The organism is Brevibacillus ginsengisoli, from assembly GCF_050113715.1.
Lineage (GTDB): Bacteria > Bacillota > Bacilli > Brevibacillales > Brevibacillaceae > Brevibacillus_H > Brevibacillus_H ginsengisoli.
On sequence record NZ_JBNJQR010000002.1, the window covers coordinates 138,506 to 162,525 of the forward strand.

Annotated in this window: 27 protein-coding genes and 1 tRNA gene; all 28 read left to right on the forward strand. The window is 45.8% G+C overall.

From position 1 onward, the window contains the following. Positions 1-274: 274 nt before the first annotated feature. The 28 genes from spoIVA (at position 275) to hisC (ending at position 23,926) form a co-directional block, all read left to right on the forward strand. Positions 275-1,753, forward strand: a complete 1,479-nt coding sequence (gene spoIVA, locus ACQCN2_RS04230) for a stage IV sporulation protein A (RefSeq protein WP_426927651.1) — start codon at positions 275-277, stop codon at positions 1,751-1,753. A 247-nt stretch (positions 1,754-2,000) separates the two neighbouring features. Then, positions 2,001-2,273: an HU family DNA-binding protein gene (locus ACQCN2_RS04235; protein WP_425649652.1), complete on the forward strand. Its 273-nt coding sequence runs from the start codon at positions 2,001-2,003 to the stop codon at positions 2,271-2,273. Between the two features lie 153 nt (positions 2,274-2,426). Continuing rightward, entirely contained in the window at positions 2,427-2,990 is a 564-nt protein-coding gene (gene folE / locus ACQCN2_RS04240) for a GTP cyclohydrolase I FolE (protein WP_426927652.1), read from the forward strand. Positions 2,991-3,102: 112 nt separating this feature from the next. Next, positions 3,103-3,756 carry a CBS domain-containing protein gene (locus ACQCN2_RS04245; RefSeq protein ID WP_426927653.1) on the forward strand — a complete coding sequence of 218 codons (654 nt, stop codon included), beginning with the start codon at positions 3,103-3,105 and terminating at the stop codon, positions 3,754-3,756. 559 nt (positions 3,757-4,315) lie between these two features. Beyond that, a complete protein-coding gene (locus ACQCN2_RS04250) occupies positions 4,316-4,774 on the forward strand; it encodes a DUF3237 domain-containing protein (RefSeq protein WP_426927654.1) in 459 nt (152 codons plus the stop codon). 275 nt (positions 4,775-5,049) lie between these two features. Then, positions 5,050-5,126, forward strand: a tRNA-Pro gene (locus tag ACQCN2_RS04255). A 168-nt stretch (positions 5,127-5,294) separates the two neighbouring features. Continuing rightward, a complete protein-coding gene (locus tag ACQCN2_RS04260) occupies positions 5,295-5,969 on the forward strand; it encodes a lytic transglycosylase domain-containing protein (protein WP_426927655.1) in 675 nt (224 codons plus the stop codon). Positions 5,970-6,232: 263 nt separating this feature from the next. Beyond that, a complete protein-coding gene (gene mtrB, locus ACQCN2_RS04265; RefSeq protein WP_426927656.1) occupies positions 6,233-6,478 on the forward strand; it encodes a trp RNA-binding attenuation protein MtrB in 246 nt (81 codons plus the stop codon). Positions 6,479-6,544: 66 nt separating this feature from the next. Then, positions 6,545-7,063, forward strand: a complete 519-nt coding sequence (locus tag ACQCN2_RS04270; protein ID WP_426927657.1) for a hypothetical protein — start codon at positions 6,545-6,547, stop codon at positions 7,061-7,063. 90 nt (positions 7,064-7,153) lie between these two features. Next, positions 7,154-7,987, forward strand: coding sequence for a heptaprenyl diphosphate synthase component 1 (locus ACQCN2_RS04275; RefSeq protein WP_426927658.1), 834 nt, complete (start codon positions 7,154-7,156; stop codon positions 7,985-7,987). 6 nt (positions 7,988-7,993) lie between these two features. Further along, positions 7,994-8,713 (forward strand): demethylmenaquinone methyltransferase, encoded by a 720-nt coding sequence (locus tag ACQCN2_RS04280; protein WP_426927659.1) that lies wholly within the window; start codon positions 7,994-7,996, stop codon positions 8,711-8,713. Between the two features lie 41 nt (positions 8,714-8,754). After that, positions 8,755-9,624, forward strand: coding sequence for a UbiA-like polyprenyltransferase (locus tag ACQCN2_RS04285; RefSeq protein WP_426927660.1), 870 nt, complete (start codon positions 8,755-8,757; stop codon positions 9,622-9,624). Next, positions 9,621-10,217: a UbiX family flavin prenyltransferase gene (locus ACQCN2_RS04290; RefSeq protein ID WP_426927661.1), complete on the forward strand. Its 597-nt coding sequence runs from the start codon at positions 9,621-9,623 to the stop codon at positions 10,215-10,217. Before ACQCN2_RS04285 ends, ACQCN2_RS04290 begins: the two co-directional genes overlap by 4 nt. A 6-nt stretch (positions 10,218-10,223) precedes the next feature. Continuing rightward, positions 10,224-11,075 (forward strand): menaquinone biosynthetic enzyme MqnA/MqnD family protein, encoded by an 852-nt coding sequence (locus tag ACQCN2_RS04295; protein ID WP_426927662.1) that lies wholly within the window; start codon positions 10,224-10,226, stop codon positions 11,073-11,075. An 18-nt stretch (positions 11,076-11,093) separates the two neighbouring features. Then, a complete protein-coding gene (hepT, locus tag ACQCN2_RS04300; RefSeq protein WP_426927663.1) occupies positions 11,094-12,059 on the forward strand; it encodes a heptaprenyl diphosphate synthase component II in 966 nt (321 codons plus the stop codon). Positions 12,060-12,155: 96 nt separating this feature from the next. Further along, complete coding sequence (gene ndk, locus ACQCN2_RS04305; RefSeq protein ID WP_426927664.1) at positions 12,156-12,599, forward strand: nucleoside-diphosphate kinase; 444 nt, start codon at positions 12,156-12,158, stop codon at positions 12,597-12,599. A 126-nt stretch (positions 12,600-12,725) separates the two neighbouring features. Continuing rightward, a complete protein-coding gene (locus ACQCN2_RS04310) occupies positions 12,726-13,505 on the forward strand; it encodes a CheR family methyltransferase (RefSeq protein WP_426927665.1) in 780 nt (259 codons plus the stop codon). Positions 13,506-13,579: 74 nt separating this feature from the next. Beyond that, on the forward strand, positions 13,580-13,747 hold the full coding sequence (locus ACQCN2_RS04315; protein ID WP_426927666.1) for a hypothetical protein: 168 nt from the start codon (positions 13,580-13,582) through the stop codon (positions 13,745-13,747). A 123-nt stretch (positions 13,748-13,870) separates the two neighbouring features. Beyond that, positions 13,871-15,031, forward strand: a complete 1,161-nt coding sequence (gene aroC / locus ACQCN2_RS04320) for a chorismate synthase (RefSeq protein WP_426927667.1) — start codon at positions 13,871-13,873, stop codon at positions 15,029-15,031. Continuing rightward, entirely contained in the window at positions 15,031-16,137 is a 1,107-nt protein-coding gene (gene aroB, locus ACQCN2_RS04325; RefSeq protein ID WP_426927668.1) for a 3-dehydroquinate synthase, read from the forward strand. The genes aroC and aroB overlap by 1 nt, the downstream gene beginning before the upstream one ends. Continuing rightward, positions 16,137-16,505, forward strand: a complete 369-nt coding sequence (aroH, locus tag ACQCN2_RS04330) for a chorismate mutase (RefSeq protein ID WP_426927669.1) — start codon at positions 16,137-16,139, stop codon at positions 16,503-16,505. The genes aroB and aroH overlap by 1 nt, the downstream gene beginning before the upstream one ends. Positions 16,506-16,801: 296 nt before the next feature. Then, on the forward strand, positions 16,802-18,331 hold the full coding sequence (trpE, locus tag ACQCN2_RS04335) for an anthranilate synthase component I (protein ID WP_426927670.1): 1,530 nt from the start codon (positions 16,802-16,804) through the stop codon (positions 18,329-18,331). Further along, a complete protein-coding gene (trpD, locus tag ACQCN2_RS04340) occupies positions 18,319-19,344 on the forward strand; it encodes an anthranilate phosphoribosyltransferase (protein WP_426927671.1) in 1,026 nt (341 codons plus the stop codon). The genes trpE and trpD overlap by 13 nt, the downstream gene beginning before the upstream one ends. Continuing rightward, a complete protein-coding gene (gene trpC / locus ACQCN2_RS04345; protein WP_426927672.1) occupies positions 19,334-20,128 on the forward strand; it encodes an indole-3-glycerol phosphate synthase TrpC in 795 nt (264 codons plus the stop codon). Before trpD ends, trpC begins: the two co-directional genes overlap by 11 nt. Next, on the forward strand, positions 20,125-20,775 hold the full coding sequence (locus ACQCN2_RS04350; protein ID WP_426927673.1) for a phosphoribosylanthranilate isomerase: 651 nt from the start codon (positions 20,125-20,127) through the stop codon (positions 20,773-20,775). Before trpC ends, ACQCN2_RS04350 begins: the two co-directional genes overlap by 4 nt. Continuing rightward, positions 20,756-21,982 carry a tryptophan synthase subunit beta gene (gene trpB / locus ACQCN2_RS04355; RefSeq protein ID WP_426928166.1) on the forward strand — a complete coding sequence of 409 codons (1,227 nt, stop codon included), beginning with the start codon at positions 20,756-20,758 and terminating at the stop codon, positions 21,980-21,982. The genes ACQCN2_RS04350 and trpB overlap by 20 nt, the downstream gene beginning before the upstream one ends. After that, positions 21,979-22,797, forward strand: a complete 819-nt coding sequence (trpA, locus tag ACQCN2_RS04360; RefSeq protein WP_426927674.1) for a tryptophan synthase subunit alpha — start codon at positions 21,979-21,981, stop codon at positions 22,795-22,797. The genes trpB and trpA overlap by 4 nt, the downstream gene beginning before the upstream one ends. 31 nt (positions 22,798-22,828) lie before the next feature. Continuing rightward, complete coding sequence (hisC, locus tag ACQCN2_RS04365; protein ID WP_426927675.1) at positions 22,829-23,926, forward strand: histidinol-phosphate transaminase; 1,098 nt, start codon at positions 22,829-22,831, stop codon at positions 23,924-23,926. Positions 23,927-24,020 lie beyond the last annotated feature (94 nt).

A 24,020-nucleotide genomic window follows, 5' to 3' on the forward strand; every position in this document is an offset into this window, starting at 1 on the left:
TTAAAGTGGCTATATTGTATAGCTGCTTTTTTTATGAAAAACGTCCCCTCTCATCGGGGGATTGAAACATCTTGACCTTTTTATAAAAGTGGATGTGACCGCCTATCGGTCAAAACGGTCATGGCCGTTTTGTTCTATTTGCAAGATAAGCGCATATATTGATATTGTCCTAGACTTTTGTACGAGATTCTCTCAAAAAGCTAACATTCAAGAGGGATAAATCGGAAAATTCGTCATAGAGTAAAAATAGACAAACACAAGGAGGTCATCGAAGGTGGAACGAATCGATATTTTTAAGGACATTGCAGAGCGTACTGGCGGTGATATCTATATCGGGGTTGTGGGACCGGTACGTACGGGCAAATCAACGTTCATCAAGCGATTCATGGAACAGGTTATCATTCCGAACATTCCAGTTGAATCGGATCGCATTCGCGCAACAGACGAACTGCCTCAAAGCGCTTCTGGGCGTACGATCATGACGACCGAACCCAAATTTGTACCCAACCAAGCCGTTCAAATCAATGTAGTGGATGGACTAAGCATTAACGTTCGCCTCGTTGACTGCGTCGGTTATACGGTAGCGGGTGCTAAAGGGTTTGAGGATGAGAACGGTCCTCGTATGGTCAACACACCATGGTACGAAGAGCCTGTTCCGTTTGAAGAGGCAGCCGAAGTAGGGACAAGAAAAGTCATTCAGGAGCATTCCACAATCGGCATTCTTGTGACAACAGACGGAAGTGTCGCGGAGCTTCCCCGTCACGCCTACCTGGAAGCGGAGGAACGCGTGGTAAACGAGCTCAAAGAAGTGGGCAAACCCTTCGTCATCTTGGTAAACTCGACTCGCCCTCGCTCAGAAGAAGCTCAGAACCTGCGCAATGAACTGCAAGAGAAATACGATGTGCCGACTCTTGCGCTTTCTGTCGATCAAATGAATGAAACCGAAATCCTTACCTTATTGAGAGAAGTGCTCTTCGAATTTCCTGTACATGAAGTCAACGTCAATCTTCCAAGCTGGGTCATGGTGCTGGAATCCGGACACTGGCTGCGCCAGAACTATGAAGACGCTGTTCGTGAAACAGTCAAAGATATCCGCCGTTTACGCGATGTGGACCGTGTCGTAGGGTTCTTTAACGAATACGACTTCGTTGATCGCGCCTCACTTGCGGGAATGAATATGGGCCAAGGTGTAGCGGAGATTGATCTGTATGCACCGGACGAACTCTACGATCAAATTCTGATGGAGATTGTAGGGGTTGAGATTAAAGGAAAAGACCAGTTGCTTAAAATCATGCAAGAATTTGCCCACGCCAAACGTGAATACGATCAAGTGGCAGAAGCCCTCCACATGGTCCGTTCAACCGGTTATGGCATCGCTGCGCCATCCTTGCACGAAATGTCGTTAGACGAGCCAGAAATGATACGTCAGGGCCCACGCTTCGGGGTTCGCCTCAAAGCAACAGCACCATCTATCCACATGATCCGCGTCGACGTGGAATCAGAGTTTGCGCCGATTATCGGAACGGAGAAACAAAGCGAGGAGCTTGTTCGCTATCTGATGCAAGATTTTGATAAGGATCCGCTGGCCATCTGGAACTCCGATATTTTTGGCCGTTCACTCCATTCAATCGTTCGAGAAGGAATTCAGGCTAAGATTACGATGATGCCAGATAACGCTCGATACAAGCTTCAAGAGACGTTGGGCCGTATTATCAACGAAGGCTCTGGTGGATTAATTGCCATTATTTTGTAGAAAAATTTGTGAGTAAAGACCTATTTACAGTAGTGTAAAACGGGGGATCCAGTACATCTGGATTCCCTTTTTGAATTTTTCGATGGCTTTGTGCGCCAAAAAGGCTTGAATTTCATAAAACCCTGTATTACTATTAGCTTGTCAGTTAGGTAAAAACCGCCAGAATGCGTATAAAACGTGGCTTTTTAGGTTATGACAGGTAATAAATAAAAATAAAAAACTTCCTTTGAGGGGAGGTGAAAGAAAAATGAACAAAACAGAATTGATCGCAAAAGTGGCTGAGACCACTGAGCTTACCAAGAAGGATGCTACTAAAGCGGTTGACGCAGTTCTTGATGCAATTGCTGAAGCGTTGAAAGATGGCGACAAAGTACAATTGATTGGCTTTGGTAACTTCGAAGTGCGTGAGCGTGCTGCTCGTAAAGGCCGCAATCCACAAACAGGTGAAGAAATCGAGATTGCTTCTAGCAAAATCCCTGCTTTCAAACCTGGTAAACAACTGAAGGACTCCATTAAGTAATCGTTGTTTTCAAGTTAAAGCGTACATAAGAAATCCACATTGTAGAATGTGGATTTTTTTGTTTGATCTTAAAGCACATCAGCCTTTTGCAATCATTGTGAATAATATGTTACGATTGCTTTGTTTCGGTTCAGGGTTTGAGGAGGGAAAAAAATGAACGTTGACCATGATAAAATTAAGCAGGCAGTTCGGATGATCCTGGAAGCTGTTGGCGAGAATCCCGATCGCGAAGGTTTGCTTGATACGCCAAAGCGTGTGGCTAAAATGTACGCGGAAGCTTTTGAAGGATTGTCGATTAACGAAGAAGAATATTTTGAGACCATTTTCAGTGAAGATCACGAAGAATTGGTGCTAGTGAAAGACATTCCGTTTTATTCGATGTGTGAACACCATCTTGTACCGTTTTTCGGAAAGGCACATGTTGCCTACATCCCTAAAGGCGGACGAGTCGTCGGTCTAAGTAAGCTGGCGCGCGCTGTTGAAGCCGTTTCCCGCAGACCGCAGTTACAAGAACGCATCACCTCTACAGTAGCAAATGCCATTATGAAAAAGCTTGATCCACATGGAGTTGTGGTTGTGGTAGAAGCAGAGCATATGTGCATGACGATGCGTGGCGTGAAGAAACCAGGAGCCAAAACTGTAACATCGGCCGTTCGTGGAATCTTTGAAAAAGACAGTGCAGCTCGTGCAGAAGTATTTAGCCTTATTAAAAATTAATTGATTGACCCGTCGTGATGAATACGGCGGGTTTTTCCTTTTCTTTCAACCTCATCTATATTACAATTAATCTGAAAATTTAAATGTTGTTGAAGCATAGGGAGGAATCTTCATGTTCGTACGCCAATGGATGACAAGCAACCCCAAAACAGTTATGGCTGACACCTCATTATCAATGGTCATTAACAAAATGAAAGAGTTCAAGGTTAGGCGGTTCCCAGTAGTCAACGCGGATCAGATCGTAATCGGCTTCGTTACGGAAGGTGATTGTCTCAAAGCGAGTCCATCGAATGCTACTTCTCTATCAAAACATGAAATCGCGTATCTGCTTGAACAGGTAAAAGTAAAAGATATCATGTCGAAAAAGATCATCTCTGTCTCACCGGACATGCTGGTAGAAGAAGCGATCCTCATTATGCGAAACAACAACATAAGTGGAGTTCCAGTGGTAGACAACGGCAAATTGGTTGGTGTGATTACACAGGCAGATATTTTCGACGCTTTTACGGACATCCTTGGCGCTGGACAACCAGGGGTTCGCATGACACTTGAACTGGATGACCGCTCTGGTGTTCTTGCTGAAATTGCGAGAATCGTATCGGATATGGTCGGCAACATTACAAGTATCGCTGAATTCCACAATAATCAGAATGGCAAAGTCTATCTGCTTCTGCGTTTTGTCGGTAACCGGGAACAATCTGAACAGGTGGCGAACGAACTGCAAACCCGTGGGCATCAGGTTGTATCCTTTCACGTTGTTGACTAATTAGCAGGGTTAGATAACGTAAACACTTCTCACTCGAGAAACTTTCGAGGAGAGGTGTTTTTTTATTTTCCAATGCAAGCAGATCGATGGAGGAATAACTAGAGAGTTTTCAGAGGGAGACTGAACAAGCAATGCAAGGTTCACCAGTGTATACAACGGGACTTGAATCACAAACGGTTCAATAACGGATGTAAATTGAGAAATGAGGAGAAATGATACGAACCATAAACGCATCAGGCGAAACAATAAGAGTTCATAAGACATACAAATAATCACAATATTAAGTAAATAACTAGAGGATGTGACTATTTTTCGAAGAATTTAAAATGAGTAAATGGCACGAGAGTTGCAGAATAAATGGGCACCGCGCGGAATTCATCACTTTTAGAGAAGGGAGTTCAAGAATAAAATTTTTTCTATTAGGGCTACTGCCATTCATTGGAATGTTGGGTGGTATGGCGGTTTTCGCCGACAGTGGACCCATTAAGTGTGCTATCAAGAACTACAAGTGTTCCCCAAGAGCAGACACAAGCATCCTGACAAGTGAGGAGAATGAGAAATGGCAATTGGCTTGGAATTTGTGATGGAAGCAAGAGTGACAACAAATAGTGACGTGCAGGAGCTAGGCATGACACAAAAGGGAAAACGCAGGATAATCCACATTACCGGTGGTACGTTCGAAGGCCCGAATATAAGGGGAATGGTTCTGCCTGGCGGTGCCGATTGGCAACTGATTCGCTACGATGGCGTAAAGGAGATCGTGGCTCGGTATACGCTGCAGACGGATGATGGAAACATGATTTATGTGGTTAATCGGGGGGTTCTTATTGACCCAAAACAAGAAATCGAAAAGCTGAAAAAGGGAGAAAGTGTATCTCCAGAAGCGTACTACTTTCGAACAACGCCTACCTTCGAGGTGGAGGGGGACAAATATTCCTGGCTTACCCGCCCGCTTTTCCTCGGTATCGGTGAACCCAATCCGGAGGGTGTTAACATAAGGTTTTATCAGGTGACATAGAAGTTAGTATGAGTCCCAAAATGGGGTTGACCCATACCTACTAGGCTCCCCATACATTAGACGGGCTAACTTCTTAACCTGTTGCTTGAGAGGGGAGCCTTTCCTAATATACCGCTAAAATTGGAGGAAAAATGGAAAGTGATTGCTTTTTCACTTGCATGGGTAAGCGGCTCTATTGTATAATCAAAAGGCAGCAAGGGAGCAGCGTATCATTACGTAATGCTCAAGTCATACATATCACTAGGTTTTTACCTTCACGGATTTCGTGATGACGTCGGGATGTGGCGCAGCCCGGTAGCGCGCACCCTTGGGGTGGGTGAGGTCCAGGGTTCAAATCCCTGCATTCCGACCATTACATACAATGATTGGTCGATCATATCTGTATTGTCGAGCGCTTCTCTTTTTAAGAGAAGCGCTTTTTAGCTAGTGGGTCAATAACAGAAAAATCTGGGCTTGGCTTCCAGGTATCGGTTAACGTATAATGTCCATAGTACGCTTCATTACCGAAAGTTGGTGAATCATGCAAATTGATCCTCGAATCCTACAAATCATGCAGAGCCAGACGGCAACAAGTGGACTTACTACAACAGGCGATGCAGGCTCTGAAGCGTTTTTGCAAACGCTCGAACAAGAATTGAACAAATCAAGACGGGTCATTTCGGCAAAAGAAATCATCGCTGATCTTGATGGCTCCCCGAGCGGCGACTATTCAACAGAGTTGCAGGATGCTTCTCCATCATACATAACAAGCGGTTTGAAACCATCCAGTGTACCAGCTTCTCGCCAAGCCATACTCGGGAAGATCAACCAAATCGCTACAAGATACGGTGTTGATCCGAACCTAGTTGAAGAAGTGGTACGCGCGGAGTCCAATTTCAATCCGAACGCAACCTCGCGAGCGGGTGCCAAAGGTTTAATGCAGCTGATGGATGGCACTGCGAGAAGCCATCAGGTAACGAATTCATATGATCCTGAGCAGAATATCACAGGTGGAACCAAGTTGCTGAGTGAATTGCTGACTCGATACAATGGCAACGTGAAAGTAGCCCTAGCAGCGTATAATGCGGGTGCGGGAAGAGTGGACAGGCTTGACATTGATACGAATGAAGATTTTGATCAGAAAGCGCAGTACCTTCCAAAAGAAACTCAAAATTATGTCCGGAAAATTTACGGGCGCTTGAATACTATAAACTAGTTCCCCTGAACCTCGTCGTTCGGGGTTTTGTCTGTATTTAAGGACGATTATAGAGCATAAAAAAAAGAAGAACCGCAAACGCTACCTTTTGAGGTGAAGGTACATGCAAAAATCGAAAGTTCTCATTTTGTTGTGGTTGTTACCTCTGGCTATCTTAATCGGTTTCGTCTATTTTCTCTATCTCAACCATTTTTAAAATCATTGACGAGATGCCCTGTTATACCTGATAGTTAACAGTGAAGGAAATTGGAGGGGGAACCGTCTTGGATCAGCGCAATAACGAAGGGACTACAGTGAATCAGGATTTTTTTGTGATAAAAGCAAAAGAAAACGGAGTACACGTCATTGGATTAACGAGAGGAACAGACACTCGTTTTCATCACACGGAGAAGCTAGATAAGAACGAGGTTATGCTAGCTCAATTCACGGAGCATACTTCTGCGATCAAAGTGAGAGGGAAAGCTCTGATTTATACGAAATATGGAATTATTGACACGATGGAAGAGTAAAATTGCGTTCAAGAAAGCAGGAATAGCCTGCTTTTTTTGTTTGTACAATGTAACTGAGGAGGGATAATGATGCCCCGACAGTTACTTGCTGTTTTGTGTTTGGCGACGTGTTTGGCGTTCGCTTTGTCACTGATTCCGTCCATTGCGGTTCAATCGCCATACAAAGAATTACCGGTATTCCAAGAGATCCGTCAAGTGGACTTGACACAACAAAATATCGTCGATTTGTTTACATTAATGCCAACTCATTATAATATTAAGCGTATAAAGTGGGAGAATCGCTCAATTTTTGTCGATTTTGTTATCACACCCACTGAGACGATCGGTCTATCAACTTTTTACGGAGACGTTTACAATATTATGTATCGTACGTTTCGCATGACGACCAATATTGATCATTTATTCGTGCGACTTTTGGATGAAGGCGACCAATCTTCGAAACTGCTGATCGCTATTACGGGGAACCGGCCTGGCTCCATACGTGACTTACCTTCGCCAGACAATGTAGACAATCCGCAATACTTGGTGGAAAAAACGTTTCAAGTCAGAGTGGAACCAATAACAGAAGAGAGAATTAGTCCCTAGTATCGATAATGTGGTATACTGTAGGATGATTTTGGTTACTCCCAAGTTTTCTTAACATATCGGAAGGCTTTTCTTACTGGAGGCAACGTAATGAGCAATTATGCAGGTGTAATAAGCGATGATCTTGTCGCAATCAAACAAAAGATCATGAAGCTTATCTCGCAATCGTACGTTGAGCAATACGTCGATATCCCAGCGATGGCTGAGAATCGACTTGTTCTACTGTACGTATTTTTATGCGAAAATGGCTTGGACAGAGAGCAGGCTAAGGTTCTTTGTACAACCACCGGATTAGTGCAACTAGGTCTTGATACGCATGAATTAGTGAAGACGGGCTACGATTCTTCCATTGTTGCGGAGCGTAATCGTCAGTTAACGGTGTTGGCCGGAGATTTCTACAGCAGTCTGTACTACCATCTGCTTGCGGAACATGGCGAAATTGAAGCGGTTAAAATCCTAGCTCAATCGATTCAAGAAGTGAACGAGGCCAAGATGAATCTCTACTTGAAAGAGCAAGAAGTTGCGGCGTCATGGGACAAGTACTTCGCGCTGCGTAAAACGATCGATACCGCTCTCTATCTTGGGTTTGTCAAGCATTATGCCCAGACGAAGAAGGATTTGCAATTCTGGACCGCGCTTATTGAAGAGACGTCTGTTGTTGAACAAATGATTGATGAATGGGAACAATTAAAATGGCAAAAGCAAGATCCAATTGGTTTTTCGCGGTTTATGATGCAGAAGCCAGATTCCACTCAGGGAACGGTATTGGAATTTGTGGAAGCGAAAGTACAGGAACTGATGGGGATTTGTGAGCAATTGATTCGAGGGTTTTATCCTTCCGATAAGCTGTCGGCACTCACGTGGGTAACTTCTCGCTATTCGCATCGGGTGAACCGTTTAAAACGTGTAGTTGAGGAGATGTAAGCAGACGTGAACAAGGAACAGATGAAACAAAAGGCAAAGTTTGTTCATTCGGTTTTTGAAAACATCGCGGACGAATATGATCGAATGAATAATGTCATCAGCTTCGGCAGTCATGTGGCGTGGCGCAACTACACCATGCGTCAAATGCAGGTCAGACCTGGACAAGCGGCTCTGGACGTCGCCTGCGGGACATGTGATTGGACGCTGACGTTAGCCAAGGCTGTTGGATCAGAAGGTAAAGTGGTTGGGCTTGATTTTAGCCAGAACATGCTGGATGTAGGCGATTATAAGGTGAAAAAGGAAGGAATGGACGGCATCATTCAACTGGTGAATGGCGACGCGATGAAACTTCCTTACGAAGATAACACTTTTGATTATGCGACGATTGGTTTTGCCTTGCGAAACGTACCAGACGTGCAAACCGTTCTCAATGAGATGACCCGGGTGGTTAAGCCAGGGGGCAAAGTCGTCTCTTTAGAGGTTTCCAAACCGCCGTTTCTGCCATACAGACAGCTCTTTTATTTGTATTTCTATAAAATTTTACCGTTGATCGCTAAATTTGTCGTAAACAAATACAAGGAATATGCGTGGTTGCCACAATCCTTGACGAATTTTCCAGATAGTAAAGAACTCGCGGTTATGTTCAGTAAAGCGGGTCTCGACCCAGTACAAGTAAAGCTGTTCATGGGTGGAGTAGCCGCTTTGCATATTGGAATTAAGAAATAACCAACGAGAATAACCTGCATTATAGATCGGAAGTGCTTATCATGCTTTGGCAAAAATGTAAAATCATCTTGGAAATGATTAAATTTGAACACTCCATTTTCGCTTTGCCCTTCGCTTTTATGGGAGCGGTTTTGGGAAGTATCGTGGTGGAGCATACCTGGCCTAGCTGGAGTGAAATTTTTTGGGTAACCGTTGCCATGGTTGGGGCTAGAAGTGCGGCGATGTCCTTAAATCGTCTGATCGACAGAATAATCGATGCCCGTAATCCGAGAACCCAAACGAGAGCGATTCCTGCAGGGCTCATCTCAATCTCTGACGTTCTTATTTTTATCATTGTTTCGTTTGCCGTTCTGTTTTTTGCCGCGTTCCAACTGAACATGCTGGCAGTAAAATTGTTGCCACTAGCCGTTTTTGTCCTTGTACTCTATTCTTATACCAAACGTTTTACTTGGGCTTGTCACTTTGTCCTTGGTGTGGCCATTGGCTTCGGGCCATTAGGTGGATGGATCGCAACGACAGGACAAGTGGATCTGACCGCAATGCTGCTATTTGGTTCTGTAGTGCTTTGGACAGCAGGGTTTGATATAATTTATGCGTGTCAAGATGCTGATTTTGACGCGAAAGAAGGATTGTATTCGGTTCCAAGTCGTTTTGGTATCGCCAAGGCCTTGTATATCGCGAGATTCTGTCATGTGATCACGATTATCGGTCTCGTCACACTCTATATGACTGCACACCTTTCGATCTGGTTTTTGGTGGGCGTCATTATCTCCGCAGCCATCTTGATTTATGAGCATAGCCTGGTGAAACCGACAGACTTGTCGAAACTGGATGTGGCTTTTTTCACGATGAATGGGATTTTAAGCGTCATTATGTTCGTCTTTACCATGCTGGATTTGGTGATCGCATGATTCCAAAAAAATATGCAGTAGGCATCACAGGTGCAAGCGGCGCGATTTATGGTGTGCGGTTTGTTCAAGAACTGCTGAAGTTAGGTCATACGGTTCATCTGATGATTACGGAGGCGGGCTGGCAGGTATTTCGAGATGAACTGGATTGGCAAACTGAGGATCGAGATGCTTTGTTAAGAGACAAGCTTCAACAGGATTACGAGGGGAAGCTCCATTACTGGACGCTGCGGGATTTCTCATCTCCGGCGGCAAGCGGCTCTGCCCGATTAGATGGCATGGTCATTATTCCATGCAGTATGGGAACGTTGTCGGGCATAGCTCATGGAGCTTCTGGGAATCTGCTTGAACGCTCGGCGGACGTTACCTTGAAAGAAGGGCGCAAATTGGTCATTGTCCCGAGGGAGACACCACTTAACGCCATTCACCTGCAAAATATGTTGACGTTGACCCAAATCGGTGCCAGGATTCTTCCTGCGATGCCAGGGTTTTATCAGAAGCCGGAAACCTTGGATGATATCGTGAACTTTATGGTAGGAAAAACACTTGACGCCCTTGATATTCCGCATTCTTTGTTTAAACGCTGGGGAGAGTGAGAAAACATGCAACAACGGTTACGGATCGGACAGATCAAGTATACGAATACACTTCCAGTTTATTTCTTTTTTGATCAAAAACGATTTGAATCTCAAGTTGAATTTACCAAGCAGTATCCAGCTCAGTTGAACCAAGCAATGGCCAATGATGAAATTGACGTGGGACCAATCTCTTCATTCAGCTACGCAGAACATGAGGAGAAATACATGGCACTTCCCGACTTGTCTGTTAGCGCGAAAGGCCGTGTTGGTTCTATTTTTTTGTTTAGCAAAAAGCCGATCGAAGAACTTCAGAAAGCTCGTATTGCGCTTACCAATACGTCGGCAACCTCGGTGAATCTTTTGAAGATTATCCTGCAAAAGTTCCTAAATCTGCAAGTAACTTACACAACACACCAGCCTGTTCTGGAAGAAATGCTGCAAGACGCGGATGGGGCGCTTCTGATTGGAGACGAGGCGTTACTTGCCTATCGGACCAATAATCGGTATCATGTTTACGACCTAGGAGAGCAGTGGTATCGGTATACGGGTCATTCCATGACCTTTGCCCTTTGGACGGTCCGCAAGCAAGCCGTTGAGACGCATGCGGATTTACTGAGGGAAGTTCATCGTTCGTTTATTGAAAGTAAAGAACGCAGCCACAAGAATCTCGATCAGGTTGTTGAATACGTACTTGCCAACTTCGGTGGTGAAAGCGACGCTTGGTTCCAGTATTTCCGTGGACTATCTCATGATTTTGGTCCTGAACAGAAGAAGGGACTTGAATATTACTATGCTTGCGCAGCAGATTTAGGTTTATTGCCAAAACCTGTAAAAGTATCCCTCTGGGAGGATGTAGCGACACGCATCAATATCTGAATGAATTAGGTGGATCGAATGAACCTTGTAGATATTTATTTTCAGTTAAAAGGAGATGTCCAATATATTGAGCGCGAGCTGGAGAAGGCGATTGATGCCCAAACGCGCGAATTGTATTTGTCATCGACCCATTTGCTTAAAGCGGGCGGTAAGCGAATTCGTCCTGTATTCGTGCTGCTCGCTGGTAAGTGGGGAAATTATGATGTGACCAGGCTTAAACACGTTGCTGTGGCGCTGGAGTTGATCCATATGGCGACTCTCGTTCATGACGACGTGGTGGATGACGCTGACAAACGTAGAGGTAAAGATACGGTGAAGGCCAAATGGGATAACCGGGTAGCTATGTATACAGGCGACTACATTCTTGCTCGCGCGTTGTTGGTGGCGACGGAGCTATCCAATCCGCGAATTCATCAAATCCTTGCCAAGGCCATTGTGGAGATGTGCAAAGGTGAGATTGCCCAGGTGAAGGATCTGAATAACTGGGATCAGGGGTTAAAGAATTATTTGCGCCGGATTAAACGCAAAACGGCCTTGTTGATTGCGATCAGCTGCCAATTAGGAGCTTTGGCGAGTGAAGCGTCGAAAGAAAATGTTCAACGCATGTTTCAGTATGGCTATAACGTAGGTATGGCGTTCCAAATTACGGATGATATTCTTGACTTCGTCGGCACCGAAAAAGAACTTGGGAAGCCAGCCGGAAGCGATTTGCGCCAGGGCAATATCACCTTGCCAGCATTGTACAATGCCACTGTTGGAGAGCATAAAGAGTTGTTCCAGGAGTGGATCCGAACAGGAACGATTCATGATCATATGGATCAAGCGATCTCATTAATTCGACATAGTGAAGGAATCAGGTACGCGCGCGAGCTGGCTGACCGTTATTTGACACGCGGGCGTGAGGCGTTAAGTGGTTTAGAGAATAATTCTACGAAGAAATCCTTGTTAGAAATTGCGGATTTCATCGGAAAACGAAATTTTTAACTATTATTTTATCTACATAAGGTTGATTGCTCGGCTTACTTTTGATAAAATTTCGTTGATTAACTATTAAAATACATAGGATTTATGGAGGCAACAATGGAAAAAACCTTTATTATGATCAAGCCTGACGGCGTACAACGTAATCTTATCGGGGAAATCGTAGCTCGTTTCGAACGCAAAGGATTCACGCTTGTTGGCGGAAAATTGATGAATGTAAGCCGCGAGTTGGCTGAGCAACACTATGCTGAGCACAAAGAGCGTCCTTTCTTCGGGGAATTGGTTGACTTCATTACTTCCGGCCCTGTGTTCGCAATGGTATGGCAAGGCAACAACGTGATTACTACAGCTCGTAACATGATGGGTAAAACCAACCCAGTTGACGCTGCTCCTGGAACAATCCGTGGCGACTTCGCGGTATCCGTAGGTATGAACATCATCCACGGTTCTGACTCTCCTGAGAGCGCTGAACGCGAAATGAACCTCTGGTTTTCCAAAAATGACGTAGTTTCTTTCGACAAAACCATCCAACGCTGGATTTAATTTCTGAAAAAGCGGGTAAAGACTCCTGTAAGGGAGTCTTTTTTTTATTATTCATAGAAAAGCAGGATTTTCCTAGGGGAAAGGCGAATCGGATTCATCAGCACGTGAAGGGGGAACAAACTGTTCATGGAAGATCAAGATTTTCTACAATTTATCGCGAATATTAAACGAAAAACTGGGATTGATCTTGCGTTATATAAAGAGGCACAAATGAAGCGCCGACTTACGTCATTGCGCTTGAAGAGAGGACATTCCACTTTTTCGACTTACTTCGATGCGTTATCGAAAGATCAGGAATTGTTCTACGAGTTTTTAGATCGCATGACGATCAATGTGTCGGAATTTTATCGCAACCCGGGTCGCTGGGAAGTGTTGCAAAATAAAATCTTACCCCGACTGCAACAGGAATCGAAGAAATTAAAGCTGTGGAGCGCCGCTTGTTCAACAGGCGAAGAACCTTACACACTCTCTCTGGTTCTGATTGCCAAACAGTTACAACGGGATGCTTCTATACTGGCGACAGATATTGATGAAGGCGCGATTGCCAAAGCGAAGCAAGGAGTATACTCGGACCGCTCGCTTCAAGATTGTCCCAAAGATTTACTGGATAGATATTTTACGAAGGACTCTATTACCTATCAGGTTTCACCAGAGATAAAGCGAATGGTAACCTTTAAGAAACACAATTTGCTCGCAGATTCATTTGAGTCAGGATTTGATCTGATTATTTGCCGGAATGTCATGATCTACTTCACGGAAGAAGCGAAGCATGAACTCTATCATAAGTTCAGCCGCGCCTTGAGACCAGGTGGCGTGTTGTTTGTCGGAAGCACAGAACAAATTTTCCAGCCTCAACAATATCAATTCGAGTCGGAGGACACGTTCTTCTATCGAAAAATGAACTAAAAGATATTTCTTCTACGTATATCCTCCCGTGAATTTTCCAAAAATAAGCATATCACCATTCTGGGAGGATACACATGGATAAGCATAAAGTAATCGAAGCATATCGTCGCGGATTAATTACTTTGCAAGAGTGTGGCCAAATAATAGGCACAGAGAAGACTCAATTGGATGATCTCGTTTCTGTTGATCATAATCGTCGCCAAGTCCAATCTCACAAGCTGTTTTTTGCTGATCACATGTAGGAAACAAGATAATCTACGAATCGGATGCTTCTCTAAAAGAGAGAAGCATTTTATATTTCCTTCCATTGGCAGGTGTGATATTATAACGCTTAAAAGCGGTAAAGGGTAGGAGGAGAAAGAGAGATGAGATACTTAACAGCGGGTGAGTCCCATGGACCGCAATTGACAGCGATTATTGAAGGAATACCAAGTAACTTACCGATTTCACTGGAAGAAATCAACGTGCAACTGGAACGCAGACAAAAGGGTCACGGCCGTGGCAGAAGGATGCAAATCGAAAAAGATCAAGTCAACATCGTATCCGGCGTTCGTCACGGTTATACGACAGGTGCTCCAATCACATTGGTAGTCGAAAATAAAGATTGGACTCACTGGCGTGAAATCATGAGTGTGGAGCCAGTTGATGAGAATGCGGACCGTAGAAGGGTAGCGCGCCCACGTCCTGGACATGCCGATTTGAATGGTGCGATTAAATACCATCAGCGCGATATGCGCAACATTCTGGAACGATCCAGTGCGCGTGAGACAGCTGTGCGTGTCGCTGTAGGTGCCATAGCTCGTCAATTTCTCGCGCAGTTGGGAATACGGGTGGCAGGACAGGTTCTGCAGATTGGCGAGGTTAAAGCGCAACGAGTGGAGTTGCCAATCGAGGAATTAATTGACGTGACAGAGAATTCACCGGTACGTTGTGTGGATAAAGAAGCGGAACAGTTGATGATGAAGGCAATCGATCAAGCGAAGGAAGACGGAGACTCCCTGGGTGGCATTGTTGAAGTGATCGTAGAAGGAGCCCCTATTGGTCTTGGCAGCCATGTGCAGTGGGATCGCAAGCTGGATGGTCGATTGGCGCAGGCGATCATGAGCATCCAAGCATTCAAAGGGGTCGAAATTGGCATAGGTTTTGAAGCTGCGGGAACACCAGGATCACGTGTGCATGATGAAATCGTTTGGAATGAAGGTACTGGTTACGCTCGTAAAACGAATCGTGCGGGTGGTTTGGAAGGCGGTATGACGAACGGAATGCCAATCGTTGTACGCGGAGTGATGAAGCCGATTCCTACTCTTTACAAGCCGTTGATGAGTGTGGATATTGACTCACGAGAGGCTTTTGAAGCGAGCATTGAACGTTCCGACAGCTGTGCGGTACCAGCTGCCAGTGTTGTGGCGGAAGCGGTCGTAGCTTGGGAGATTGCGAATGCGATTAGCGAGAAGTTCCATGCAGATTCACTGGATGACCTGCTTGCTGATCTTCAACAATACCGTGTGTACACGGAGAGGTTTTAATGAAGATGAAGAGACTGCCGGTTGAATTAGCGGAACGTAGTTATCCTATTCTCATTGGTGAGGGATTACTGAATCAAGTGGGTTCTCTTTTACAGGAGAGAGGAGTAACTACAGCCAATCGATTATTTATCCTTACCGATAGCAATGTGGCCCCTCTTTATTTAGACCGGTTGACGCGACACTTGGAGTCACACGATTTCAAGGTGTTTCATTATATCGTGGACGCAGGTGAAAAGGCGAAGCAGTTAGCCATATACGAAAAGGTCATGACAGCCGCAATTGAAGCGGGGTTGGATCGCCACTCCATCATACTGGCACTCGGTGGGGGTGTTGTCGGTGATTTGGCTGGCTTTGTCGCAGCGACCTATATGCGAGGGATTCGATTTGTCCAGCTTCCAACTACGCTTCTGGCCCACGATAGCTCGGTTGGTGGAAAAGTAGCCATTAACCATCCACTTGGAAAAAACCTGATTGGAGCGTTTCACCAGCCAATCGCAGTGATCTATGACACGAATACCTTAACCACCCTTCCGAAACGTGAAGTGGCGGCAGGCTATGCGGAAGTCGTCAAACACGGTTTGCTTGCTGACGCTTCTTTCGTCAAGTGGCTGGAGCAAAATGCAGAGGCACTAAATAGCTTGTCCAACGATCCGGTAGCAGAAGCGATCTATCGTGGCTGTCAGATAAAAGCGGAGATCGTCTCTGCTGACGAGACGGAGCAAGGGAAGCGTGCGTTGTTAAATTTGGGGCATACGTTTGGTCACGCCTTTGAAGCGCTTAGTCACTATTCGGAATTAAATCACGGAGAAGCGATATCAATCGGCATGGGGCTGGCTGCCGAGGTTGCGGAACAATTAGGGATTGCTCCAAAAGGAACTGCCCAACATACGAGAGACTTGCTTCAAAAGTTCCAACTGCCCGTTCATTGGCCAAAACAATATCATCCACGCGAAGTTTTAGACGTAATGAAAAGAGATAAGAAAAATTACAGCGGAAAGCTTGTATTAGTATTGCCGGTAGAGATCGGGAAGGCTGAGATTTATCGCGATATAGAGGAGAAGTTGGTCCTTCAGGTTATGCAAAATGCACAGGAGGGAGCATATTAATGGGAGTTCGGGGGATTCGGGGAGCCATTACTGTTGAAACAAACCGAGATGAGGATATTGTCGTTGCTACAGAAATGTTGATACGAGAGATTATTGTACAAAACGAGCTTGAAGCTGAAGATGTAGCCAGTATTCTAATTACGACAACAGAAGATTTGGATGCGGTGTTTCCGGCGAAGGCGGTTCGCAACGTGAACGGGTGGGAATATGTGCCGCTTATGTGCGCAAGAGAGATACCCGTTCCCGGCAGTTTGCCGATGTGCATACGCGTGATGCTTCATGTAAACACAACGAAGTCCCAACGTGAGATCAACCATGTATTTCTACGCGAGGCCGTGAAGCTCCGTCCAGATTTAGTGAAACCGTAGTTGACAATTCAGGTGACCTGAATTAAAGTGAAAAACAAGTTGAGATGAGTGATTCAGACCGCAAGTAATGGTCAAGAGAGAGCAAGTGAGTTAGAGATTTTAGAGCTGAGGAATAGTACAAGAGCAAGATTAGCGTTACTTCAATTTTATTCATTTTTGAGCAGAGCTGAGAAGAGTTAGGTTGAGGAGAGAAGAGACGAGACTAGGATTATAGGTTAACTATAAATCCAGGACTCTTCCTGGATTTTTTTGTTTTCTTCTCCCACCTCTCTTAATCCCCAGAAGAGGTGATTCGAATGTTTACCCCATCGCTTTCAGAATTATTTGATTTGTCCCCTGATTATAATTTTATTCCCATTCGTTTGACGATCTTTGCCGATCAGGAAACACCAATCAGGCTTTATCAAAAGCTTCGTTACCCAAACTCGTTTCTCTTGGAGAGTGTGGAAGGTGGGGCTCGTTGGGCCAGATTCTCTTTTATTGGACTGCGACCTTTTCTCATCTTGGAGGCAAAAGGAAACGAGATTACCGTTACCAATCGCGGTGAACGAAAACAAAAGCTGCAAGGAAATCCGATACAAGTCTTGCGTGACCTGATGAGTCACTATCGAAGTCCGAATCTCCCGAACTTTCCGAGATTCTGTGGAGGCGCTGTCGGCTTCTTTGGTTATAATATCCTCCATTACTTTGAAGACTTGCCTGTGAACACTCAGGAAACACTTGATGTGCCTGATATACGTTTTTTATTCGTGGATGAATGTGTGGCGTTTGATCATCTGAAACAAGAAATCCAATTACTGATTCACTTGTCCGTCGACTCCAATGATTCTCGTGAAGTGATCGAGCAAAAATACAAGGAGGTTTGCCTGCGACTCAAGGCTTTGGCGGATGAAATCTCAAAAGAACAGCAAGCATCCCAACAAACCCTTCCCATCCCAATCGATGCGATGCCTAAGTGTCAGAGTAGAGTGAACGTCAATCTGACACAAGCTGATTTTGAGGGTATGGTACTTCGCGCCAAGGAGTATATTGCCGCGGGGGATATTTTTCAAGTGGTGCTGTCTCAACGTTTTTCAGTGGAAACCCAAATCGATCCGTTTCATGTATACCGTGTCTTAAGAAGAATGAACCCCTCTCCGTATATGTATTACCTCGAATATGAGGGAGAAACGATCGTCGGAACTTCTCCAGAGCTGTTGGTCCGTGTAGAGGATCGCAAAGTCGAGATGAGACCTATAGCTGGCACACGAAAAAGAGGCTGCTCCCTAGAAGAGGACGAAAAGCTGGCACAAGAATTATTGCAAGATCCAAAAGAACGCGCGGAACACTACATGCTGCTTGATCTTGGGCGCAACGACGTCGGGCGAGTTTCGGAGTATGGGTCCGTACAGGTAGAAGAACAAATGGTCATTGAACAATATTCTCATGTAATGCACATGGTCTCACACGTCACAGGAGTATTGCGACAAGAACTACATCCGTTTGATGCGCTGCTCTCCTCTTTTCCCGCGGGAACCGTCTCCGGTGCTCCTAAGCTTCGGGCGATGGAGATTATTGCTGAATTAGAGCAGGATGCTCGACACACGTATGCTGGGGCTATCGGCTATTTAAGCTTTACAGGAAATCTGGATACGTGCATAACGATTCGGACATTGCTTTTCAAAGACGGTCAGGCCCATGTGCAAGCGGGCGCGGGAATCGTCGCTGATTCCAACCCAACTTTAGAGTATCAGGAAACGATCAATAAAGCGACTGGGATGATATGCGCTTTGGAATTGGCTGAACAGCTTTTTGAGAGCAAGGAGGAGAAGCCATGCTATCAATAACCTTGGATAAAATCATGAGACGAGAAGATTTAGATCGCAATACTGCTCGACTAGCCATGGGTGAAATTATGGATGGGAAGGCTACTCCTGCTCAGATTGGCGCGTTTCTAGCCGGGTTAAGGGTAAAGGGAGAACAGGTAGAAGAGATTATCGGATTCGCACAAGCTATGCGAGAACGTTCCCTTCAGCTGCCTCTTGAAATCGATGGCCTGGTAGATACTTGCGGGACTGGCGGGGATGGAAGTGATACGTTTAACATTTCCACAGCCGCAGCCATGGTAGCCGCAAGCGGCGGGGTGAAAATCGCCAAGCACGGGAATCGGGCCGTTTCTTCTAAAAGCGGAAGTGCGGATGTCTTGGAGGCTTTAGGGGTTCCCATCCTGCTTACTCCAGAAAACGCGGCAGATTGTCTGAAAAATACGAATCTTTGCTTCTTATTTGCCCCGCTTTATCATCAGGCGATGAAACATGCGGCAGGACCCCGTAAGGAATTAGCGGTTCGTACCGTTTTTAACCTCTTAGGGCCACTAACCAATCCGGCCAAAGCCCACTATCAGCTTCTTGGTGTTTATGACGTATCCTTAATCAAGACTGTAGCAGAGGCATTACGGGAGCTTCATGTGAAGCGCGCGCTGGTTGTGGCAGGTGAAGATGGTTTAGATGAGCTTACCGTCACGGGCAAAAGCCGGGTGGCTGAACTGAAAGATGGTGTCATCACCACGTATGAGATTGAACCGGAACAATTTGGACTATCTCGCTATTCACTGGAAGAATTAAAGGGTGGAGACGCTCAAGATAACTCCAGAATCATTTACGAGGTTTACGAAGGAAAAAGTGGAGCCGCGCGAGATATTACCGTATTGAATGCGGGGGCTATTTTGTACTTGGCAGGTCGAGCGACAACGATAGCTGAAGGAGTTCGACAGGCGAAGGTATTGATTGATTCTGGTCAGGTGTTAATGAAGTTGAAAGAAATCCAGAGAGTAGCGGGAGGACTGTACAATGCTTCCTAAAATCGTAAAAACTAAAAAACAAGAGATCCAGCAATTAAAAGCAGGCGCAACCCGCCAACAGCTCCAACATCTCGTTGATCATGCTCCATCTCCCAAAGCTTTCCGTGCTGCTCTGATCGAGAGTACCCGTCCTGTCAGCGTAATTGCCGAAGTAAAAAAAGCGTCGCCATCCAAAGGCTTGATTCGCACTGACGTTGATCCTGTTCGCATCGCACAAGCCTACGAGCAAGTGCAAGTTGAAGCAATCTCCGTGTTAACAGATCGAACGTTTTTTCAAGGAGACATTGATTATTTACGGCAAATCCGCGAGGCCATCAATATCCCGTTGTTGCGCAAGGATTTCATTATAGACGAGGTTCAAATTCTGGAGTCAAGAGGAGCGGGCGCAGATTGTATCCTGCTCATCGCAGCTATTCTCTCGGGAAGCGAAATTGAGCATTTCTCCAGGACAGCCAAGGAATTGGGAATGGATGTATTGGTGGAAGTTCACAACCAAGCTGAGCTTGAACTTGTATGTAAACATACTACGCCGGATTTGTTAGGCATCAATAATCGGAATTTGCGCACCTTTGAGACGAATATCCAAACCACCGCAGAATTGATCAAACAGATACCCCTAGGTGTACCCGTTGTAAGCGAGAGTGGAATTTCTACACGTAAGGATATCGAGTTCGTTCATTCACATGGCGCGAGGGCGGTGTTGGTGGGTGAACATTTCATGCGACAGTCCTCAATCGAATCGGCTGTGGTCTCTTTGGTCGGAGAGCGAGTGATGCGTTCATGACGACGATCAAAATCTGTGGCATCAAAGATGCTCCTATCTTACGGCTGTTGGATCAGTTATCGGTTGATTACGCAGGATTTGTGTTCGCGCCGAGCAAACGCCAAGTGACACCGCAACAGGTACAAGAACTTCTAGCGAAAGTAGAGAGTCACCCTAAGTTAGTAGGGGTATTCGTGAATCCGTCTCACCAAGAATTAAAGGAGACCCTTTCTTTGGTTCCCTTAGACGCCGTTCAGCTTCATGGGGAGGAGACTGTTGATTTCATACATGAATTGAAAGCTTACTATACGGGGCAGATTTGGAAAGCTATCCGAGTTGTTGAGAAACAACAGGTGCTCCAATTGATCGAACGATATCGCCAACATGTTGATGCTTTTTTAATCGATGCCTATCATCCTGCGCATGCGGGAGGGACAGGAGAACGATTTAGCTGGTCAGAAATCCCCTTCATTCATGAGAGGATGGGTGAGACACCTTGCTTAATAGCTGGAGGCATCAACCTGTCGAATATAGACGAATTATTAACGAAATACGGGGCAACACAGATTGATCTATCCAGTGGGGTTGAAACGGACGGACGCAAAGATCCTATCAAAATTAGAGCTTTAGTGGAGAGGGTGCGTGAATATGAAACCTACGATGAATAAAACGGTTGTAGTGCCGGATCAGCGTGGTCGATTTGGTCGGTTTGGCGGCAAATATGTTCCAGAAACCATTATGAATGCCTTAACCGAACTGGAGCAGGCCTTCGAGGATGCGAAGAAGGATCCAGAATTCATCGAAGAGCTGAACCATCTGTTGACGGAGTATGCAGGCAGACCAACACCGCTCTATTTTGCGGATCGCTTAACTGAGCAGTTGGGCGGGGCGCAAATCTATCTCAAGCGCGAAGATTTGAATCATACGGGGGCCCATAAGCTGAACAATGCGCTTGGCCAAGGTTTGTTGGCCAAGCGAATGGGCAAGAAATACATGATCGCCGAGACAGGAGCGGGTCAACACGGGGTAGCGAGTGCGACGGTTGCCGCAAAGCTTGGACTGTCATGCAAAGTGTTCATGGGAGAGGAAGATATTAAGCGCCAAGAGCTTAACGTGTTTCGTATGAGGTTACTGGGAGCTGAAGTCATTCCAGTCAAAAGTGGAACACGTACGTTAAAAGACGCGACCAACGAGGCGATACGCTACTGGGTATCGCATGTAGAAGACACCTTTTACGTGATTGGCTCCGTTGTCGGGATGCATCCTTATCCGTATATGGTACGGGAATTTCAAAAAATCATTGGGGAAGAGACAAGAGCTCAAATTCTGTTGCAGGTGGGACGATTGCCTGATGAAGTTGTGGCTTGCGTTGGTGGAGGCAGTAATGCCATCGGAATGTTTTATCCATTTGTCCAAGATGAGCGGGTGCGCCTGAGAGGGGTAGAAGCGGCGGGAAAAGGTCTTGATACAGATAAACATGCGGCAACGTTATCGTTAGGTACGCCTGGTGTCATCCACGGGACTTTTACGTACCTACTACAGGATGAGGATGGACAAGTGCAAGAAGCGCATTCCATTTCGGCTGGCCTTGATTATCCAGGGGTAGGGCCTGAGCATGCCTACCTCAAAGAGTCAGGAAGAGTGAAGTATACCTCTGTGACGGATCAAGAAGCGCTTGATGCGGTTAAGCTGCTGTGCGAATCGGAAGGGATCATTCCAGCTTTGGAAAGCGCCCATGCCGTTGCCGAAGCTATCAAGCTGGCTCCATCCTTGCCCACCAATCAGATCATCGTCATTTGTTTATCAGGTCGTGGAGATAAAGACGTTGCGACGTTGATTCAACACCTTGATCAAGAAGGGAGAGAACAGAAATGATCACTCAAACAAATCGGATTGATCAGCTATTTTCGGATCGGTCAACCAAGAAATTCATCCCTTTTATCACAGTAGGCGATCCTACCATAGAACTCACCGAGCAAATCGTTTACAAGCTGGTTGAAGCGGGGGCAGACTGCGTCGAACTAGGTATCCCTTATTCGGATCCACTTGCTGATGGTCCAACGATTCAACGGGCGTCACAAAGAGCCTTAGCAGGTAGAGTCTCGATATCCGTCGCCCTTCAGCTTGTGGAACGGCTTCGGAATTCTGGCGTTACAATTCCTTTGGTATTGTTCACGTATTTTAATCCCGTACTTCAGTTTGGAATCGAACGATTTTTTACCAAGTTGTCACATGCTGGCGTAGATGGTGTGGTGATTCCAGACTTGCCGTTTGAAGAGAACGAAGAGGTAGTGACGGCTGCGAAAGCAACGGGACTTCATTTGATCTCCTTGGTTGCGCCGACCTCGGAATCCCGTGTGTCTATGATCGCTAGACAAGCTAGCGGGTTTGTCTATTGTGTTTCTTCATTGGGTGTAACTGGAGTGCGCTCTTCATTTCATGCCAATGTCCAGCCGTTTCTGACACAAGTTCGATCACATACTGATACACCGTTAGCTGTTGGATTTGGCATTTCTTCTCCTGAACAGGTCCGTGAATTCGCACCTTTTGCTGATGGGATCATCGTAGGCAGTGCGATTGTGCAAGAAATTGAACAGAATATTGATCTCTTACTTGCTCCCGAACGACGCGAGGAAGGTTTGAATCGTATAAAAACCTTTGTACAAAACTTAGCAGGTGCGTTAAAATAACAGGAAAAAATCAGTTTGGAGTGATTGAGGAATGCAGCCAAAGAAGCAGATCTTGCAGGTACCTGTCTATCAACCAGGTAAACCAATTGATGATGTGAAACGCGAATTGGGCTTATCCGAAGTGATTAAGCTCGCTTCCAATGAAAATCCTTATGGCTGTTCTCCTAAAGTGAAGGAGGCTATCACGAGCCAACTCGATTCACTCGCGATTTATCCGGATGGCGGCAGTCTGGCGCTTCGCTGGGAACTGGCTGAATACCTACAGGTGAAACCGGAAGAGCTCATTTTTGGGAACGGTTCTGATGAAGTTGTCCAATTGATCACGAGAGCGTATCTGGAGCCAGGCACCAACACCGTAATGGCGGCGCCAACCTTCCCTCAATATCGCTCCAACGCGCTGATTGATGGGGCTGAACTGATCGAGGTACCCCTTGTTGACGGCGTTCATGACCTGGACGCAATGGCTGCAGTGATCAATGCCCAAACCCGAGTTGTCTGGATCTGTAATCCCAACAACCCATCGGGGACAATCGTCACGAAGGATCAGCTACTTTCTTTCTTGGCCAAAGTACCTGCGGGAGTTATGGTCGTAATGGATGAAGCGTACTACGAGTACGTGGTCGATGCCGAATATCCGCAGACCATTCCGCTATTGGCGTCCCATCCAAATCTGATCATCTTGCGCACCTTCTCCAAGATTCACGGTTTGGCGGCGTTGCGCATCGGATATGGTGTAGCTTCTGTAGAGATTATTAACAACTTGAACCGGGTTCGCGAACCGTTTAACACGTCTAGCCTGGCGCAGGCTGCAGCCCGAGCATCGCTTCAAGATGAAGAGTTCGTAACGGGCTGTCGGGATCGTAACCGTGTTGGGATGAAACAACTGACGGATCGCTTTGAACAGCTTGGATTGGACTACTATCCTTCTCAAGCGAACTTTGTCCTCGTCAATCTCAGACAGGATTCTGATGTGGTTTTCCGAAAGCTGCTCGAGCAAGGCTTAATTGTTCGATCCGGTAATGCCCTAGGATTCCCAGGTTATCAACGGATCACCGTCGGAACTTTAGAACAAAACGAAAAAGTATTGCAAGCGATCGAAACCATCGTGACAGAAGCATTACAAAAATAACGAAGAAGAAGATGTCGGTAAATAAACCGACATCTTTGTGTATCTAACAAAATGGTCATGACCATTTTGCTTGACCGCAAAGCGGTCACATCCA